This window comes from Streptomyces sp. NPDC007808 (assembly GCF_042868655.1).
Taxonomy (GTDB): Bacteria; Actinomycetota; Actinomycetes; order Streptomycetales; family Streptomycetaceae; genus Streptomyces.
This window is the reverse complement of sequence record NZ_JBIAEQ010000004.1, coordinates 645,058-663,227: the sequence shown is the minus strand read 5'-3', so window position 1 is coordinate 663,227 and position 18,170 is coordinate 645,058. Positions and strand designations below refer to the sequence as shown.

Genomic DNA, 18,170 nt, shown 5'->3' with positions numbered 1-18,170 from the left:
ATGCGCTGCGTGCACGATGTGGCTCGTACGAGTTACATGGTCAATCTCCCGCGGCGAGGAACGACCCCTCCGCGCGGAGAACGAGCGGCCGGGCCCGCCCGCTCATGGCCTGTGCAGCCGGGCTGAACGTCCTGTCAGCCCGCTCTGAGCGCCATGGTCATCGCCTCCACCGCCAGCAGCGGGGCGACGTTCCGGTCGAGGGCGTCGCGGCAGGCGGCGATCGCCTCGATACGGCGAAGCGTGGACTCCGGGGCGCTGTCGCGAGCGATGCGCTCCAGGGCGTCCTCGGCGTCGGTGTTGGCGAGGGCGACGCGGGAGCCGAGCTGCAGGGCGAGGACGTCGCGGTAGAAGGCGGTGAGGTCGGTCAGGGCGAGGTCGAGGCTGTCGCGCTGTGTGCGCGTACGGCGCCGCTTCTGCTTGTCCTCCAAATCCTTCATCACACCCGCCGTGCCGCGCGGCATCCGGCCCCCCTGGGCCGCGCCCATCGCCGCCTTCAGCTCCTCGGTCTCCTTGCCGTCGATCTCCTCGGCGAGCTGCTTGGCGTCCTCGGCGGCGGCGTCGACGAGCTCCTGGGCGGCCTTGAGGCAGCCGCCGATATCCCCCAGCCGCAGGGGCAGCTTCAGAACGGCGGCCCTGCGTTCCCGGGCGGCCGGGTCCGTGGCCAGGCGGCGGGCCCGGTCGACGTGCCCCTGCGTGGCACGGGCCACCGCCGCGGCGACGTCGGGCTCGATGCCTTCCCGGCGTACCAGCATGTCGGCGACGGCGTCGACCGACGGGGTGCTCAGGTTCAGGTGGCGGCACCGGGAGCGGATGGTGGGCAGGACGTCCTCGATGGAGGGGGCGCAGAGCATCCAGACCGTGCGGGGGGCGGGCTCCTCCACGGCCTTCAGAACGGCGTTGGCCGATTTCTCGTTGAGCCGTTCGGCGTCCTCGACGAGGATGATCTGCCAGCGGCCGTTCGCCGGTGAGGTGAACGACTTGCGGACGGTGTCCCGCATGTCGTCGGCGAGGATCTGGGTGCCGACGGCGGCGACGGTGGTGACGTCGGCGTGTGTGCCGACGAGCGCCGTATGGCAGCCGTCGCAGAAGCCGCAGCCGGGGGATCCGCCGAGCGCCCGGTCGGGGCTGACGCACTGCAATGCGGCGGCGAAGGCCCGTGCCGCCTGATTCCGGCCCGCCCCAGGGGGTCCCGTGAACAACCAGGCGTGGGTCATCTTGGACGCCTCGGGCGGCGGCGCGCCGGCAGCTGCGGCGGTCACGAAAGCGTCGGCGTCCCGAGCGGCGGCGCCCAACTGCTCGCTCACCCGCTCCTGGCCCACCAGGTCGTCCCACACGGTCATGGGTCACGCCCGCCTTTCCTCACACTTCGCGTCGCCGGATCCATTGTGCGGGGCGGGACTGACAACGGGACCCGAGCGAGCGGGCTGCACGAGCACTGCCGATGCCGCTGGGTGGCACCGATGCCCGACGAGCGGCACCCGGGTGACACTGCCGACGAACATCCGCCGTACCTGCCGACGAACACCCGACGGTACGTGGGGACGAACACCCGCCGGTACGCCCGTACCGGCACGGGCACCACCCGGGCCCACCGAACCACCGGGCCGCCGCCGGGCCACCGAGCCAGGCTCAGGTCACTGCCCAACCCGACGGATCGCCCCGAAGGCCACCCGGCCTCAGCGCCGCCGACCCCGCCCGCGGCCGCCCTCGTCGTCGCGCTCGTCCTCATGCGGTCCGAGCAGCTCGTCCGCCAGCGTCGGCAGATCGTCCAGCGGCGTCTCCTCGGCCCAGTCGGACCGGGCCCTGCGCGTGGGCGTCCCCGACTCGTCGACCTGCGGCATCTCCCGCGTCCGGTCCTGGGACCCGTCCGGCTGGGCCGCCCGCTCGTCGCGGAAGTAGTCCGGCGGAACCCGGTCCGCGGGACCCCGCCCCGACACCGGAGGCAGCACCGCCGTCTCGTCCGCCGCCCCCGGAGGAACCGGCGGAAGCACCGCAGTCTCGTCGGCCGCGCCCGGCACCACGGGCGGCAGTACAGCCGTCTCGTCGCCGGCGCCAGGCACCACCGGAGGCAGCACCGCCGTCTCGTCCGCCGCCCCCGCAGGCGCCGGCGGCTGCGGCAGCTGCGTCGTCACCTCGGAGTCGGAGCCCCCGGCGGCACGGTCACCGGAGGGCCGCTCGGCGTCCGGCTCCCGCCGCTCGTCCCGCACCGGCCGCAGCACCGTCGTCTCGTCGGACGCCCCGCCCGGCGCCTTACCCGGCGTCACCACCGGCGTGGGCACGGTCGCCGCGTCCCCCTGGGCAACCCCGGCTCCGGGCCCCGCCGGTCGCGGCCCGGCCTGGGCCTGCGCCGTCGCCTGCTCGGCCAGCCGGCGCGCCTCCTCGGCCCGCAGCAGAGCCTCCTCGGCCTTGCGCTGCTTCTCCAGGCGCCGCGCCTCGGCCTCGGCGTGGATGCGGGCCTCCTCCTCGGCCTGCTTGCGGCGCCGCTCCTCGTCCGCCTTGCGACGCGCTTCCTCCTCGGCGCGCGCCTTCTCCTCCGCCAGCAGCCGCTGCCGCTCCTCCTCGGCCTTGCGGCGCGCCTCCTCGGCCCGCTGCCGGGCCTCCTCCGCCTGACGTTCGGCCTCGCGCCGCTGCGCCTCCTCCAGCTCGCGCCGCTTGCGCTCCTCCTCCTCGGCACGCAGTCGGGCCAGCTGCTCCTGGCGCTCACGCTCCAGGCGCTCCTCCTCGGCCTTGCGGGCGGCCTCTTCCTCGGCCTTGCGGCGGGCCTCCTCCTCGGCCTTGCGGCGCGCTTCCTCCTGGGCCCGGATCTCGGCCTCGGACAGCGGAAGCATCTGGTCGAGCCGGTGCCGGATGACGGTCGTGACCGCCTCGGCCTCCTGCCCCGCGTCCACCACCAGGTACCGCCCGGGGTCGGCCGCGGCGAGCGTCAGAAAACCGGACCGCACGCGCGCATGGAACTCGGCCGGCTCCGACTCCAGCCGGTCCGGCGCCTCGGTGAACCGCTCGCGGGCGACTTCCGGAGCGACGTCCAGCAGAACCGTCAGATGCGGTGCGAGGCCGTGGGTCGCCCACCGGTTGATCCGGGCGATCTCCGTCGGGGACAGGTCACGGCCGGCCCCCTGGTAGGCGACCGAGGAGTCGATGTAGCGGTCCGAGATCACGACGGCGCCGCGCTCCAGCGCGGGCCGGACCACCGTGTCGACGTGCTCCGCACGGTCCGCGGCGTACAGCAGGGCCTCCGCCCGGTGCGACAGCCCCGCGCTCGACACGTCCAGCAGGATCGACCGCAGCCGCTTGCCGACCGGCGTCGCCCCCGGCTCGCGGGTGACGACGACCTCGTGGCCCTTGGCCCGGATCCACTCGGCGAGCGCCTCGGCCTGGGTGGACTTCCCGGCGCCGTCACCGCCCTCCAGCGCGATGAAGAAACCGGACGCCGCAGGTACCTGCTCCGGGTCGTCCCCCCCGAGCAGCGCGTCCCGCAGGTCCTGCCGCAGCGGCACCCCGGAGCGGTCGTCGACCTTGGCGAGCACCAGCGCGGCCACCGGCAGCAGCAGCGCGCCGACCAGCATCAGCGTGAACGCCGCCCCGCCGTGCGCGAAGGTGAACCTGCCGCTCTCCAGCCTGTGCGGCCCGATGAGCGCGGCCACCAGCGGCGCGATCACCGCGCCGAGCGCGACACACACCCGTGCGACCGCGTGCAGGTGCTCCGTCGTCCGGGGCCGCCTGAACTCCTCGGCCTCCTGGTCGAGGAGGGTGTGGCCGGTGTTCGCGGCCATGCCCGCGCCGGTCCCGGCGAGCGCCAGGATCAGCAGCACGGTGGTGACGTCCGGGACGAGTCCCGCGGCCAGCAGCGCGATGCCGGTGAGGGCGATCGCCAGCGCCAGCAGCCGGCGCCGCGACAGTGCGGGCAGCACGGAGGGCGCCGTACGGATGCCGACGACCACTCCCCCGGCCAGCGCGAGCACCAGCAGGCCGTACAGGACCGGCCCGCCGCCCAGGTCCTTGGCGTGCAGCACGGCCACGGCGACCGCGGCGGACACCGCCCCGGCGACGGCCGCGCACGCCGTCACCAGCAGCGGGATCGCGCCGGTGCGGCCCTTGTCCACGCCCGTGCCGGTCTTGGGCCGGCGCAGCCCCTCCAGCGGGGACCGCGCGCGGGGGGTGCGGGTGCCGGGCAGTTCCAGGAAGGTCAGCACGGACAGGGACGCGGCGAACAGGCCGGCCGCCACGTACGAGGCGAGTGCCGCCTGGTGCTGGTCGAACCAGTCGATCCCGGCACCGAGCAGGTTGTTGAGCAGCGCCGCGACCACGAGTACGGCGGCTGCCAGAGGGATCGCCACGAAGCCGGTGCGCAGCGACAGACGGCGCAGGGCGTCCATGTGGTCCGGCAGGGGCCGTACGGTCGCGCCCTCCGGCGGCGGGGGCGGCAGCAGGGCGGGCGCCGCGCTCTCCCGGCACACCGTCCAGAACCGCTCGGCGACACCGGTCACGAAGACGGTGACCAGGAGCATGGCGAGCGCGTTGTCCGGCGTCCAGTCGATCCACAGGGGCGCCACGATCAGCAGGGCCGCCCGCAGACCGTCCGCGGCGACCATCGTCCAGCGCCGGTCGAGCGGGCCGTCGTGGGAGGTGAGGGACGTCAACGGGCCGAGGAGCACGGCGCCGAAGAGCAGCGTCGCCAGGATGCGCACCCCGAAGACGGTCGCCACTGCGAACGCCACGCCCCGGTACCCGCCGCCGAACGCCGTCTCGGCGATCGCCGTCTGAAGGGCCAGCAGGACCAGCACCAAGAGGGCGAGCATGTCGCCGACACCGCCCACCAACTGCGCGCTCCACAACCGCTTGAGCTGGGGTCGGCGCAGCAGCGCGCGGATGGCGCGCTCACGGGAGTCCGCCGCGAGGGCGTCGTCGGGGGCGGTGCTGGGGGCCGTTGGCTGCTCGGCTCGCGTCATGCGTTCAGCCTATCGGGACGCACTGACAGCCTGGCGAGCCCGCCCGAACGTACGCCCGCCCCGACACCAAACTGATGCCGAGGCGTTCGTTTTGCGAACCTGGAGTGAAGAACCGCACCGCCAACCGGGCCCGGTCAGGGCCCGGTTGGACGCGAGGTTCGAGCGGCTCAGTCCTCCGTCGCCGTCTTGGAAGCCGTCGCCTTCTTCGCGGTCGTCTTCTTCGCCGCCGTCTTCTTCGCGGTCGTGGTCGTCTTCTTGGCCGCCGTCTTCTTGGCGGCCGTCTTCTTGGCCGGGGCGGCCTTCTTGGCGGTCTTCTTCGCGGCGGCCTTCTTCGCCGTCTTCTTCGCGGGCGCCTTCGCCCGCTTCTCGGCGAGCAGCTCGAAGCCGCGCTCCGGGGTGATCGTCTCGACGCTGTCGCCGGAGCGCAGGGTCGCGTTGGTCTCCCCGTCGGTGACGTACGGCCCGAAGCGACCGTCCTTGACGACGACCGGCTTCTCGCTCACCGGGTCGGTGCCCAGCTCCTTCAGCGGCGGCTTGGCGGCGGCACGACCACGCTGCTTGGGCTGGGAGTAGATCTGCAGCGCCTCTTCGAGGGTGATCGTGAAGAGCTGCTCCTCGGACTGCAGGGAGCGCGAGTCCGTGCCCTTCTTCAGATACGGGCCGTAGCGGCCGTTCTGCGCGGTGATCTCCTGGCCCTCGGCGTCGGTTCCGACGACCCTCGGCAGCGACATCAGCCTGAGCGCGTCGTCCAGCGTCACGGTGTCCAGCGACATCGACTTGAAGAGGGAGGCGGTGCGCGGCTTGACCGCGTTCTTGCCGGTCTTCGGCGTGCCCTCGGGGAGCACCTCGGTGACGTACGGGCCGTAGCGGCCGTCCTTGGCGACGATCGCGTGGCCGGTGGCCGGGTCGGTGCCCAGCTCGAAGTCGCCGCTGGGCTTGGCCAGCAGTTCCTCGGCCAGCTCCACGGACAGCTCGTCCGGCGCCAGGTCGTCCGGGATGTCGGCGCGCTGGTGCTGCTCGGTGTCCTTCTCCCCGCGCTCGATGTACGGGCCGTAGCGCCCGACCCGGAGCACGATGCCGTTGCCCACGGGGAACGACGACACCTCGCGCGCGTCGATGGCGCCCAGGTCGGTCACCAGCTCCTTGAGGCCGCCGAGGTGGTCCCCGTCGCCGTTGCCGGCGTCGGCCGCGTCGCCGTTGCTGGTGCCCTCGCCGAAGTAGAAACGCTTCAGCCATGGCACGGACTGGGCCTCGCCGCGCGCGATGCGGTCGAGGTCGTCCTCCATCTTCGCGGTGAAGTCGTAGTCGACGAGCCGCCCGAAGTGCTTCTCCAGGAGGTTGACCACGGCGAAGGACAGGAAGGACGGGACGAGGGCCGTGCCCTTCTTGAACACATAGCCGCGGTCGAGGATCGTGCCGATGATCGACGCGTACGTCGACGGGCGGCCGATCTCCCGTTCCTCCAGCTCCTTGACCAGCGACGCCTCGGTGTAGCGGGCCGGGGGCTTGGTGGCGTGTCCGTCGACCGTGATCTCCTCGGCGCTCAGGGCGTCGCCCTCGGAGACCTGGGGCAGCCGGCGCTCGCGGTCGTCCAGCTCGGCGTTCGGGTCGTCGGCGCCTTCGACGTAGGCCTTGAGGAAGCCGTGGAAGGTGATCGTCTTGCCGGAGGCGCTGAACTCGACGTCGCGTCCGTCGGCCGCGGTGCCGCCGATCTTGACGGTGACCGAGTTGCCGGTCGCGTCCTTCATCTGGGACGCGACGGTCCGCTTCCAGATCAGCTCGTAGAGCTTGAACTGGTCGCCGGTCAGCCCGGTCTCGGCCGGGGTGCGGAAGCGGTCGCCGGACGGGCGGATCGCCTCGTGCGCCTCCTGGGCGTTCTTGACCTTGCCGGCGTACGTCCGCGGCGCGGACGGCAGGTAGTCGGCGCCGTACAGCTGCGTGACCTGAGCGCGGGCGGCCGCGACAGCGGTGTCGCTCAGCGTCGTGGAGTCCGTACGCATGTACGTGATGTAGCCGTTCTCGTACAGCTTCTGCGCGATCTGCATCGTGGCCTTCGCGCCGAAGCCGAGCTTGCGGCTCGCTTCCTGCTGCAGCGTCGTCGTACGGAACGGGGCGTACGGCGAGCGGCGGTACGGCTTGGACTCGACGGACCGGACGGCGAACCGCGTCTGCTCCAGGGCGGCGGCGAGGGCGCGGGCGTTCGCCTCGTCGAGGTGGAGGGTGTTCGCGCTCTTGAGTTGTCCCAGGGAGTCGAAGTCGCGGCCCTGCGCGACCCGCCTGCCGTCGACGGTCTGGAGGCGGGCGACCAGCGACGACGGGTCCGACGGATCCCCCGCGCGGCCGGTCGCGAAGGTGCCCGTCAGGTCCCAGTACTCAGCAGAACGAAACGCGATGCGCTCGCGTTCCCGCTCCACCACGAGACGCGTGGCGACGGACTGGACACGGCCCGCCGACAGGCGCGGCATGACCTTCTTCCACAGGACCGGCGAGACCTCGTAGCCGTAGAGGCGGTCGAGGATGCGGCGGGTCTCCTGGGCGTCGACCAGCTTCTGGTTCAGCTCGCGCGGATTGGCGACGGCGGCCTGGATCGCGGCCTTGGTGATCTCGTGGAAGACCATCCGCTTGACCGGGACCTTGGGCTTGAGCACCTCCTGGAGGTGCCACGCGATGGCCTCGCCCTCGCGGTCCTCATCGGTGGCGAGGAAGAGCTCGTCGGATTCCTTCAGCAGATCCTTGAGCTTCTTGACCTGGGCCTTCTTGTCGGCGTTGACGACATAGATGGGCTCGAAGTCGTGCTCGACGTCGACGCCGAGGCGGCGGACCTCACCGGTGTACTTCTCCGGCACCTCCGCAGCGCCGTTGGGAAGGTCGCGGATGTGCCCGACGCTCGCTTCGACTACGTAGCCGGGGCCCAGGTAGCCCTTGATCGTCTTCGCCTTGGCAGGCGACTCGACGATGACGAGTCGGCGGCCGCCCTGTGCGGTCTCGCTGGTCGGGGACAACTTCGCTCTTCTCTCCGGATCGACGCTGGGGCCTCCCCAGGCCTAGATCCCGGGTCGGGTCGTGGTGACGCTGCGGAGTGTGACGGTACATCCCGCCCCGTTGTCAAACGGTAAAAGCCCGCAACGGCCACTCGAACGGTAACCCGACTTCCGCCATTCCTGCCGCCCGGAGTGCCCGCAGTCCTATTCGAGCCTTTCCGGAAGAGGCCCTCCCAATTATCCGCCGCCCAGCTCGTAGGGCGTTCTCACAGGCGGCTGAAGCACCAGGTTCCGAAGATCAGCGCGACCATCGAGACAACGCCGGCGAGCGTCGCCGATGCGACGGGGCTCACACCTTCGGCGACGGGCCTGTGCTGTCGCACCCGGACCGCCGTCCACAACAGCAGCCCCCCTCCGAACAGGGCGAAAACCACCCCGGCGAAGATCGCCGATGCCCTTTCCATGGTCCCGCTCGCCCCTTTTCTCCGGTCTTCGCGTGCTCGGCCCGGCGAGGCTGTCACGCGCGTGGGGCGCACAGGCGAACCTCAGGTGAACGGAGGGCGGACGCGGCCGTGGTACCGCGGCGGGCCCATCGCACCGGCGGTCACCTCAGGCTCAGAAGACCCGTTGTCCTCACTGGTGCCAGTGAACTCGTTCGAGTCTTGGGCCTCATGAACCTCACCGGCAACAGATCCGGTTCCGCGGGGAACGCCGTGCGGGACGCCCGGAGATCGACTCGAATTTGTTGCCCTCCGCTCGGCGGGGTTGTCGGAAACCCCGCCGACGGGCGCCCGGGAAAACGATGCTCGCGCTCCGCGCTGACGCGAGCGCCGGATCCAGTCACCGCGCCGGGCCGGAGGCACCGCGTCGGGCCGGAGGCACCGCGTCGGTATCAAGACATGGCGTCGGTTCAGGCCAGGTCAGGTCAGGTCAGGTCAGGTCGGGCCAGGTCACCGCGTCGGTTCGAGGAACCCCTGCTCCACCAGCAGCCGGATCTGCGCGGGAGTGCGGTCCCGCAGCAACACGGGGTCCTCGCCCATCAATTGGGCGATGGCGTCGAGAATGCGCCCCGCGCTCAGCGAGCCGTCGCACACGCCCGCGAACCCCGCGCCGACCGTGTCGACCTGGGCGGCCCGGCGCATCCCGCGGTTCTGGCGCAGCACCACGTGTTCCGGGTCCTCGGCGCCGGGCAGCCCGACCTGCTCCTGCACGACCTCGGAGACGAGCCGGAAGTGGTCCTCCAGCAGGGCCGCGTCGTCATGGGAGCGCAGGTAGTCGAGGCGGTCGAAGTGCGCGCGGATCGTGTCTCCGAGCGGCTGCTCGACCGGATGCGGCCATTCCTCGACCGTGATCGAGGGCACGGCGGCCGACGTCCTGCGCAGGGTGATCCACCCGAACCCCACGCCCTTCACCTTGCGCGCCTCGAACTCGTCGAGCCACGCGTCGTACCGCGCCTGGTACGCGGCCGCGTCCCCCCGATGGTCACCGGCGTCCCTGAGCCACAGCTCGGCGTACTGCATGACGTCCTGGACCTCGCGCTGCACGATCCAGGCGTCGCACCCGCGCGGCACCCAGGACCGCAGCCGGTCCTGCCAGTCCTCCCCTTCCACGTGCTGCCAGTTGGCGAGGAACTGCGCGAACCCGCCTTCGTTCAGTCGCTCCCCCGCCCCTTGAACGATCGACCGGCACAGATCGTCCCCGCCCATCCCACCGTCCCGATACGTCAGCCGGGCGCCCGGCGAGATCACGAAGGGCGGGTTCGAGACGATCAGGTCGTACGTCTCACCGTTCTTGAGCGGCTCGAACAGCGAGCCCTGCCGAAGGTCCGCGACCGGCGCACCGGAGAGCGCGAGCGTCAGGGCGGTGATGTGCAGCGCGCGCGGGTTGAGGTCGGTCGCCGTCACGCGCGTGGCGTGCTGTGCCGCGTGCAGCGCCTGGATGCCGGAGCCGGTGCCGAGGTCGAGAGCGGACGCGACGGGCTCCCGCACGGTGATGCCGGCGAGGGTGGTGGAGGCGCCGCCGACGCCGAGCACGACGGCTGCGTCCGCCTGACGGCCGGTGCCGCCGATGCCGCCCGCCCCGCCGACCGCGCAGCCCAGGTCGGACACGATGAACCAGTCCTCGCCGCCGGGCCCGCCGTACGGCCGTACGTCCACGGTCGCGGCGAGGTCGTCACCCGAGCCCTCACCGACGCGAATCAGCCAACCGCTCTCCAGGCAGGCGTCGACGGGAAGAACGTCCGCCACGCGGGCCCGCGGCACGGGCTGCTGCAGCAGGAAGAGCCGTACGAGCGCCTCCAGCGGTGTATCGCCGCGGGTCGCGCGGAGCGCGGGCACGATTTCGCTCCGTGCGAGCGCCGCGTACGCGGGCGCACCGAGCAGTTCGAGGAGTCCGTCGGGGGTGAAGGAGGCCCCGAGCAGGGCATCCCGCAGCCGGGCGGCGGCCTCGGGGCGGTCGGAGGCGGGCAGGACGGACAGGCTGGAGTCACTCACGCTCTCATTGTGACCGGGCCCGGCCCCGCCCGCCCACGGCGGTCCACCTGTCGGTGGCTCAGCTGTCGGTGGTTCAGCTGTCGGAAACTCAGCTGCCGGTGGCCGCCGCGGACTCGGACGCGACGACCTGCTTGCAGCCCTCCTGCTCCAGCAGCGCCTTCTTGGTGTCGCCGCTCGACTCCAGCTGCTTCAGCGCGTCGAGCGCGCTCTTGCGCTGGCTCACCATGCTCTTCATCTCTTCGCCGACCTTGCGCAGCCCGGACGCGAACTTCGCCTGGTCCTTGGTGTTCAGCTCGTCCGTCTGCTTCTTCAGCTCGGCGTAGCTCACGGAGACGGCGGTGAGCTTCTTGATGGCGTCCCGCTGCTTCTTCGCACCGCCCTCGACGCCCGGAGGCGGTCCGGCCTGCTGGAGCAGGGTCGCACGGGCCTTGAATCCGTCGGAGAGGTCCTGGAATGCCTGGGCGTCGACCTTCTGGAGCTCCTTGGGCGGGCTGTCCTTGGCCGCCTTCGTGATCGCGGCGTCGGCGGCCGCGATCTTCGCGTTCTGCGCCGGCGCCGTGTCGCAGACCTTCTTGGCCCAGGCGTCCAGCTCAGGGTTGCCCTCGTCGCCCGTGCATCCCGTCAAGGCCAGTGCCAGTGCCGCACCGCCGGACAGTGCGGCCGTGAGCTTCTTGTTCACCGGTTTGGTCCCTTCCATGGCTCTCGGCCACCGGAATCTACACGGCGGGCCGGAAGGAACCAGGCTCCGAGCACCCCTTGCGTCATGTTTTATTACTTTTTGCACCATGTGAGAGAAGGGTCACGGCAAGGGGTGAACACGCACGGGGCGGGCGGGCGGCACGTCAACGCGCGCCGCCCGCCCGCCCCTTGAGCTGGGCCGTCGTCGGGCCGCCTACGAGACCACCGCCGGGTCGACCGGCTTGGCCACCCGGTCGGCGTTGCCTTCGTCACCCATGGCGATGCCGCGCCGCTTGGAGACGTACACCGAGCCGACGATCACGACCAGCGACAGTACGGCGATCACGACCCGAACGCCGACGTTCTTGTCCTCGCCGTAGCTGAACTGGATGACCGCGGGCGCGATGAGCAGCGCCACCAGGTTCATCACCTTCAGCAGCGGGTTGATCGCCGGACCGGCGGTGTCCTTGAACGGGTCGCCGACCGTGTCGCCGATCACCGTGGCGGCGTGGGCTTCGCTGCCCTTGCCCCCGTGGTGGCCGTCCTCGACGAGCTTCTTGGCGTTGTCCCAGGCGCCTCCGGAGTTGGCGAGGAACACCGCCATCAGCGTGCCGGCGCCGATCGCGCCCGCGAGGAACGCACCGAGGGCGCCGACGCCGAGCGTGAATCCGATGAAGATCGGCGCCATCACGGCGAGCAGCCCGGGAGTCGCCAGCTCCCGCAGCGCGTCCTTCGTGCAGATGTCGACGACCTTGCCGTACTCCGGCTTCTCGCTGTAGTCCATGATCCCGGGCTTCTCACGGAACTGCCGCCGCACCTCGTAGACCACGGCACCCGCCGACCGCGACACGGCGTTGATGGCGAGTCCCGAGAAGAGGAAGACGACCGCCGCGCCCGCGATCAGACCGACGAGGTTGTTGGGCTGCGAGATGTCCATCATCAGGTTCATCGGCGCGCCCTCACCGCTGAGCTTCTCGCCCACGTCACGCGCGCCGGTGGTGATGGCGTCGCGGTACGACCCGAAGAGCGCGGCGGCCGCGAGGACGGCCGTGGCGATGGCGATGCCCTTGGTGATGGCCTTGGTGGTGTTGCCGACCGCGTCCAGGTTGGTGAGCACCTGGGCGCCCGCGCCCTCGACGTCACCGGACATCTCGGCGATGCCCTGCGCGTTGTCGGAGACCGGGCCGAAGGTGTCCATGGCGACGATCACACCGACCGTGGTGAGCAGTCCGGTGCCGGCCAGCGCCACCGCGAACAGCGCCAGCATGATCGAGGTGCCGCCGAGCAGGAACGCCCCGTACACGCCCAGGCCGATCAGCAGGGCGGTGTAGACGGCCGATTCCAGACCGACCGAGATACCGGCGAGGACGACAGTGGCGGGCCCCGTGAGCGAGGTCTTGCCGATGTCCCGGACCGGCCGACGGTTGGTCTCGGTGAAGTAGCCGGTCAGCTGCTGGATGACGGCGGCCAGCAGGATGCCGATGCCCACGGCGACGAGCGCGAGGATCCGCGGGTCGCCCTCCTTGCCGGCGATCGCGGTGTCGGTGACGCCGTCGAGGTCGGCGTACGACGACGGCAGGTACGCGAACACGGCGATCGCCACCAGGACGATCGAGATCAGCGCGGAGATGAAGAACCCGCGGTTGATCGCCGTCATGCCGCTGCGGTCGCTGCGACGCGGTGCCACGGCGAAGATGCCGATCATCGCTGTGATCACGCCGATGGCGGGCACGATCAGCGGGAAGGCCAGTCCCAGGTCGCCGAAGGCCGCCGACCCGAGGATCAGCGCGGCGACCAGGGTCACGGCGTACGACTCGAACAGGTCGGCGGCCATGCCCGCGCAGTCGCCGACGTTGTCGCCCACGTTGTCGGCGATGGTCGCGGCATTGCGCGGGTCGTCCTCCGGAATGCCCTGCTCGACCTTGCCGACCAGGTCGGCGCCGACGTCGGCGGCCTTGGTGAAGATGCCGCCGCCGACACGCATGAACATCGCGATCAGCGCGGCGCCGAGGCCGAAGCCCTCCAGCACCTTCGGCGCGTCGGCCGCGTACACCAGCACCACACAGGAGGCGCCCAGCAGGCCGAGCCCCACCGTGAACATGCCGACGACGCCGCCCGTACGGAAAGCGATCTTCATGGCTTTGTGCGAGACGGTAGTGAGATCCTTTTCCGGTTCTCCCTCCGCCGGGGTCGCTTCCCGTGCGGCCGCGGCGACGCGCACATTGCTGCGCACGGCGAGCCACATGCCGATATAGCCGGTGGCCGCCGAGAACGCGGCGCCGATCAAGAAGAAGACGGATCGGCCGATGCGCTGATTCCAGTCGTCCGCGGGTAGCAGCATGAGCAGGAAGAACACCACGACGGCGAATACACCGAGCGTGCGCAACTGGCGGGCCAGATAGGCGTTGGCGCCTTCCTGGACCGCTGCCGCGATCTTCTTCATGCTGTCGGTGCCCTCGCCGGCCGCGAGCACCTGGCGCACCAGGACGCCGGCGACCACGAGCGCGGCCAACGCGACGACCCCGATGACCGTGATGATGATCCGGTTGTCGTCGGTCAGCACTGCGGCTGCGAGGGTTGTGGGGTGGTCAAGCTGATGAGGGGTAGAAAGCCCCGCCATTCGTCCTCCTTGACGCTTGGGCTGAGCTCAAGATGTGGACGGATTCTAGGTACCGGAACCTGATCAAAACAGAGCGCGGTAATCGGAATTGGCCTTCACATGCCGTTCAGCAAATGATCGACGTCGCGCCACGGAACCCGAAAGTGCTAATGCCCCAAAACCATTGACGCCCGTATTGCACTTGATCAAATTATGGGCTGCTGATCGTGAATTCCTTCACGAATTCTGCCGGGCCGGTGGGATAAACACGAAGGGGCCCTGCTGAGCAGGGCCCCTTCGTGAAGCAACGGGTCGAGCGATGAGTCGGATCAGGCGAGCACCGCGGCCGGCGGCGTGGTCGGCCAGGTCATGCGGATCAACCCGCCGTGCTCGTCGGCGGAGACCTCGACGTCGTCGACGAGGCCGCTGATGACCGCGAGACCCATCTCGTCCTCCTCGGTCTCCACGTCCCCCTCGCCGCCCGCACCGGAACCGCGGTCGCCAGGAGTGGCGTGCGGCGCCTCGTCGCCGACCTCGATGGAGAACTGTTTCTCCTCCTCGATCAACGCCACCTTCACAGGCGCCGTGATGCCGACGCTCTGATGCAGTCCGACGGCGCGGCTGCAGGCCTCGCCGACGGCAAGTCGCACTTCGTCGAGTACGGCCTCGTCCACTCCGGCCCTGCGCGCCACCGCTGCCGCCACCAGTCGGGCGGTCCTGACGTGCTCGGGCAGCGCGCTGAAGCGGAGTTCAACGGTGGCCATGCATCCCCCTCCGAACTACGGGCGTGCTGTCCGGAGGACCGGGCCGCCGAAAGCCCGGTCCCCCGTCACTTTCCACTTCTGCCGTGCCGGACCCCTACGACGGGCCCGATACGGTGATCAGTCGGTCGCCGCCACCGCTTCCTCGACCGAGGTGTGGATCGGGAACACCTTGGTGAGGCCGGTGATGCGGAAGATCTTGAGAATGCGCTCCTGGTTGCAGACCAGGCGCAGAGAGCCCTCATGGGCACGCACACGCTTCAGGCCACCGACCAGCACGCCGAGCCCGGTGGAGTCGAGGAAGTCCACGCCCTCCATGTCGACGACGAGGTGGAAACTCCCGTCGTTCACCAGCTCGACCAACTGCTCGCGCAGCTTGGGCGCGGTATATACGTCGATTTCGCCACCGACCTCGACGACCGTACGATCGCCGACGGTACGGGTCGACAGGGACAGGTCCACGGATCCTCCAGCACCTTGCTATCGAGCGGTCGTCCCTCGGGACACCTCGGCTTACAGCCCCCAGGACGGTTCGCCAGCCGCGATGGCATTCAATCACTTACCGGCAGGCGTGCACGACGCCTTGGTCCCATTGTCCGTCACGCCAGTGACACACTCGGTGCCGATGGCCAAGAATCACCGATCCGATCGAACCCCGACGGGGCCCGTATCCCGGGTGGACCCGGGCACGGTGCTGGGCCGACTCGCCTCGGGGCCGAGCCGGGCTTCGCGCATCACTCATACGGAGCATGTGCCCCCAAGGGAGGGTCGCCATGCCGTCTGGCCCGACCGGATCCGCGCGGAGGTCGTCGCGGCCGTACAGGACGCGGGAGTCGAACACCCCTGGGCCCACCAGGCACGGGCCGCCGAGCACGCCCTGGACGGCGACTCCGTGGTGGTCGCCACGGGCACGGCGTCAGGCAAGTCCCTGGCCTATCTCGTGCCGGTCCTGTCCACCCTTCTGGACGGCTCGGAGGCCCCGAACGGCCGCGGCGCGACCGCGTTGTACCTCGCCCCGACCAAAGCACTTGCGGCGGATCAGTGCCGCTCGGTGAAGGAACTTTCACATCCGCTGGGCAATTCCGTACGCCCCGCCGTGTACGACGGCGATACTCCGTTCGAGGAACGAGAGTGGATCCGGCAGTACGCCAACTACGTCCTCACCAACCCCGACATGCTGCATCGCGGCATACTCCCCTCGCACCCCCGCTGGTCCTCCTTCCTGAAGGCCCTGCAGTTCGTCGTCATCGACGAGTGCCACACCTACCGCGGTGTGTTCGGCTCCCATGTCGCCCAGGTCCTGCGCCGCCTGCGCCGCCTCTGCGCCCGCTACGGCTCTTCCCCCGTCTTCCTGCTGGCCTCCGCCACCGCCGCCGAGCCCGCGGTCGCCGCACGCCGCCTCACCGGCCTCCCGGTCGTCGAGGTCGCCGACGACGCCTCGCCACGCGGCGAACTGGTCTTCGCCCTCTGGGAACCCCCGCTCACCGAGCTGCAGGGCGAGAAGGGCGCCCCCGTCCGCCGTACCGCCACCGCCGAGACGGCGGACCTGCTGACCGACCTCGCCGTCCAGGGCACCCGAACGGTCGCCTTCGTACGCTCCCGGCGCGGCGCCGAGCTGATCTCGGTCATCGCCCAGGAACGTCTCGCCGAGGTGGACCGCTCCCTCGCCCGGCGTGTCGCGGCCTACCGCGGCGGCTACCTCCCCGAGGAGCGCCGTGCGCTCGAGCAGGCCCTGCACTCCGGCGAACTCCTCGGCCTGGCCGCCACCACCGCCCTGGAACTCGGCATCGACGTCTCCGGCCTGGACGCCGTGCTGATCGCCGGTTACCCGGGCACCCGCGCGTCCCTGTGGCAGCAGGCGGGCCGGGCAGGCCGCTCGGGCCAGGGGGCGCTGGCCGTCCTGGTGGCCCGGGACGACCCCCTGGACACCTATCTCGTCCACCACCCCGAGGCCCTGTTCGACCGCCCGGTGGAGTCGACGGTCCTCGACCCCGACAACCCGTACGTCCTGGCCCCCCACCTGTGCGCGGCGGCCGCGGAGATCCCCCTGACCGACGAGGATCTGGAGCTGTTCGGCCCGGAGACCGAGGGGCTGCTGCCGCAGCTGGAGGCCGCGAAGCTGCTGCGCCGCCGCACCAGGGCCTGGCACTGGACACGCCGGGAACGGGCCGCCGACCTCACGGACATCCGCGGTGAGGGCGGCCGCCCCGTCCAGGTGGTGGAGACCGGGACGGGCCGGCTGCTCGGCACGGTCGACGCGGGCGCCGCGCACGGCACGGTGCACGAGGGCGCCGTCCACCTGCACCAGGGCCGCACCTATCTCGTCCGGTCCCTCGACCTGGAGGACTCGGTCGCCCTGGTCGAGGAGGCCGCACCGCCGTATTCGACGGTCGCCCGGGACACGACGTCGATCTCCGTCCTGGAGACGGACGTCGAGATCCCGTGGGGTGACGGCCGCCTGTGCTACGGCTCCGTCGAGGTCACCAACCAGGTCGTCTCCTTCCTGCGTCGTCGTCTCATCACGGGTGAAGTACTGGGCGAGACGAAACTCGACCTCCCTCCTCGTACGCTGCGCACCCGCGCGGTGTGGTGGACGGTCACCGAGGACCAGCTGGACGAGGCCCGGATCAACCCGGAGATCCTCGGCGGTGCCCTGCACGCCGCCGAGCACGCCTCGATCGGCCTGCTGCCCCTCTTCGCGACCTGCGACCGCTGGGACATCGGCGGTGTCTCGATCCCGCTGCATCCCGACACACTCCTGCCCACGGTCTTCGTCTACGACGGCCACCCCGGCGGCGCGGGCTTCGCGGAGCGCGCCTTCCACACCGCCCGCGCCTGGCTCACCGCCACCCGCGAGGCCATCGCCTCCTGTGAGTGCGATGCCGGCTGCCCGTCCTGCATCCAGTCCCCCAAGTGCGGCAACGGGAACGATCCGCTGCACAAGCGGGGGGCGGTGCGCCTGCTCACGGTGCTGTTGCGGGGAGCGCCGAAGGAGGATCCGGCCTTGGCGCCGACGCCCGAGGGTGGGTCCGGGTCCGCGCAGTACCGGCCTCGGTCTACGGAGGCTCAGGCGACCGGTCCGTCCGCACAGACCCAACCTCGGCCTACAGGAGCCCAGGCGACCGACCCGTCCGCACAGACCCAACCTCTGCCTACGGAGGCCCAGGCGACCGACCCGTCCCCGCAAGCTCCGCCCGGGAGTGCTCCGTCGGCAGAGCAGGGCCCGCAGGCCCCGCCCGCGCCCTGACCTCCGCCGCGAAGGGCCCCCGACCCGACGCCGCAGTCACGTCCGCGACCTCGCCCACCACCGCGCACCGCACGAGCCGCACGCCCTGTGCCCGAGCCACCCGCTCCGCCCGGGCGCAGGCCACCGCACGTCCCTCCGCCCAGTGGTCGGCCGCCGCCAGGGCCGCGAGATCCGCACCGCCGGCCGCCTGATGCCGGGTCACGACGGCTTGGCCCAGGGCGAGCAGGACGCCGAAGAGGACGCAGAGGACGGCGATGGCGCCCACGCTCCAGACCGTGGCGGAGCCCCTATCGAGGTGCGGGGCCGCGCTGAGTCTGAGGCCAGCACTCCCGTCCGTGCGGCTGCCCTCACTCCCGGCCATGCGGATGCCCGCATCACTGTCCGCGCGGCTGCCCTCACTCCCGGCCCTGCGGATGCCCGCATCACTGTCCGCGCGGAGGCCCGCACTCCCGTCCGTGCTGCG

The 18,170-nt window shown here is 71.2% G+C and carries 11 protein-coding genes; 1 reads left to right on the top strand and 10 read right to left on the bottom strand.

Going from position 1 to position 18,170, the window contains the following annotated elements; all coding sequences use genetic code 11:
- Nucleotides 1–134: 134 nt before the first annotated feature.
- From ACFYNL_RS18780 to bldG, 9 genes are all read right to left on the bottom strand, one after another.
- Nucleotides 135–1,340 carry a DNA polymerase III subunit delta' gene (locus ACFYNL_RS18780; protein ID WP_388804299.1) on the bottom strand — a complete coding sequence of 402 codons (1,206 nt, stop codon included), beginning with the start codon at nucleotides 1,338–1,340 and terminating at the stop codon, nucleotides 135–137.
- A 336-nt stretch (nucleotides 1,341–1,676) separates the two neighbouring features.
- Nucleotides 1,677–4,949: a dTMP kinase gene (gene tmk, locus ACFYNL_RS18775; protein WP_388804296.1), complete on the bottom strand. Its 3,273-nt coding sequence runs from the start codon at nucleotides 4,947–4,949 to the stop codon at nucleotides 1,677–1,679.
- A gap of 167 nt (nucleotides 4,950–5,116) precedes the next feature.
- Entirely contained in the window at nucleotides 5,117–7,951 is a 2,835-nt protein-coding gene (gene topA, locus ACFYNL_RS18770; RefSeq protein WP_388804293.1) for a type I DNA topoisomerase, read from the bottom strand.
- Between the two features lie 245 nt (nucleotides 7,952–8,196).
- Complete coding sequence (locus ACFYNL_RS18765) at nucleotides 8,197–8,394, bottom strand: hypothetical protein (RefSeq protein WP_388804290.1); 198 nt, start codon at nucleotides 8,392–8,394, stop codon at nucleotides 8,197–8,199.
- A 486-nt stretch (nucleotides 8,395–8,880) separates the two neighbouring features.
- Complete coding sequence (locus ACFYNL_RS18760) at nucleotides 8,881–10,422, bottom strand: methyltransferase (protein ID WP_388804287.1); 1,542 nt, start codon at nucleotides 10,420–10,422, stop codon at nucleotides 8,881–8,883.
- An 88-nt stretch (nucleotides 10,423–10,510) separates the two neighbouring features.
- Nucleotides 10,511–11,119, bottom strand: coding sequence for a small secreted protein (locus ACFYNL_RS18755; RefSeq protein WP_388804284.1), 609 nt, complete (start codon nucleotides 11,117–11,119; stop codon nucleotides 10,511–10,513).
- A 195-nt stretch (nucleotides 11,120–11,314) separates the two neighbouring features.
- The gene (locus ACFYNL_RS18750) at nucleotides 11,315–13,720 is read right to left on the bottom strand and encodes a sodium-translocating pyrophosphatase (protein ID WP_388804282.1); all 2,406 of its coding nucleotides are present in this window, start codon (nucleotides 13,718–13,720) and stop codon (nucleotides 11,315–11,317) included.
- Between the two features lie 308 nt (nucleotides 13,721–14,028).
- Complete coding sequence (locus tag ACFYNL_RS18745; protein WP_388804279.1) at nucleotides 14,029–14,463, bottom strand: ATP-binding protein; 435 nt, start codon at nucleotides 14,461–14,463, stop codon at nucleotides 14,029–14,031.
- 117 nt (nucleotides 14,464–14,580) lie between these two features.
- Entirely contained in the window at nucleotides 14,581–14,922 is a 342-nt protein-coding gene (gene bldG, locus ACFYNL_RS18740; RefSeq protein WP_003975386.1) for an anti-sigma factor antagonist BldG, read from the bottom strand.
- A gap of 82 nt (nucleotides 14,923–15,004) precedes the next feature.
- On the opposite strand from bldG, the gene ACFYNL_RS18735 reads away from it, so the two are divergent.
- Complete coding sequence (locus ACFYNL_RS18735; RefSeq protein ID WP_388804276.1) at nucleotides 15,005–17,707, top strand: DEAD/DEAH box helicase; 2,703 nt, start codon at nucleotides 15,005–15,007, stop codon at nucleotides 17,705–17,707.
- Here ACFYNL_RS18735 and ACFYNL_RS18730 read toward each other — a convergent pair.
- Nucleotides 17,613–18,068: an Rv3654c family TadE-like protein gene (locus tag ACFYNL_RS18730; RefSeq protein ID WP_388804273.1), complete on the bottom strand. Its 456-nt coding sequence runs from the start codon at nucleotides 18,066–18,068 to the stop codon at nucleotides 17,613–17,615. The genes ACFYNL_RS18735 and ACFYNL_RS18730 overlap by 95 nt on opposite strands.
- Nucleotides 18,069–18,170 lie beyond the last annotated feature (102 nt).

What these genes read in the sequence shown, in the direction of transcription:
- ACFYNL_RS18780 (WP_388804299.1), bottom strand. Translation starts at nt 1,340, where the DNA reads ATGACCGTGTGGGACGACCTGGTGGGCCAGGAGCGGGTGAGCGAGCAG.
- tmk (WP_388804296.1), bottom strand. Translation starts at nt 4,949, where the DNA reads ATGACGCGAGCCGAGCAGCCAACGGCCCCCAGCACCGCCCCCGACGAC.
- ACFYNL_RS18765 (WP_388804290.1), bottom strand. Translation starts at nt 8,394, where the DNA reads ATGGAAAGGGCATCGGCGATCTTCGCCGGGGTGGTTTTCGCCCTGTTC.
- ACFYNL_RS18755 (WP_388804284.1), bottom strand. Translation starts at nt 11,119, where the DNA reads ATGGAAGGGACCAAACCGGTGAACAAGAAGCTCACGGCCGCACTGTCC.
- ACFYNL_RS18750 (WP_388804282.1), bottom strand. Translation starts at nt 13,720, where the DNA reads ATGGCGGGGCTTTCTACCCCTCATCAGCTTGACCACCCCACAACCCTC.
- ACFYNL_RS18745 (WP_388804279.1), bottom strand. Translation starts at nt 14,463, where the DNA reads ATGGCCACCGTTGAACTCCGCTTCAGCGCGCTGCCCGAGCACGTCAGG.
- ACFYNL_RS18735 (WP_388804276.1), top strand. Translation starts at nt 15,005, where the DNA reads ATGGCATTCAATCACTTACCGGCAGGCGTGCACGACGCCTTGGTCCCA.
- ACFYNL_RS18730 (WP_388804273.1), bottom strand. Translation starts at nt 18,068, where the DNA reads ATGGCCGGGAGTGAGGGCAGCCGCACGGACGGGAGTGCTGGCCTCAGA.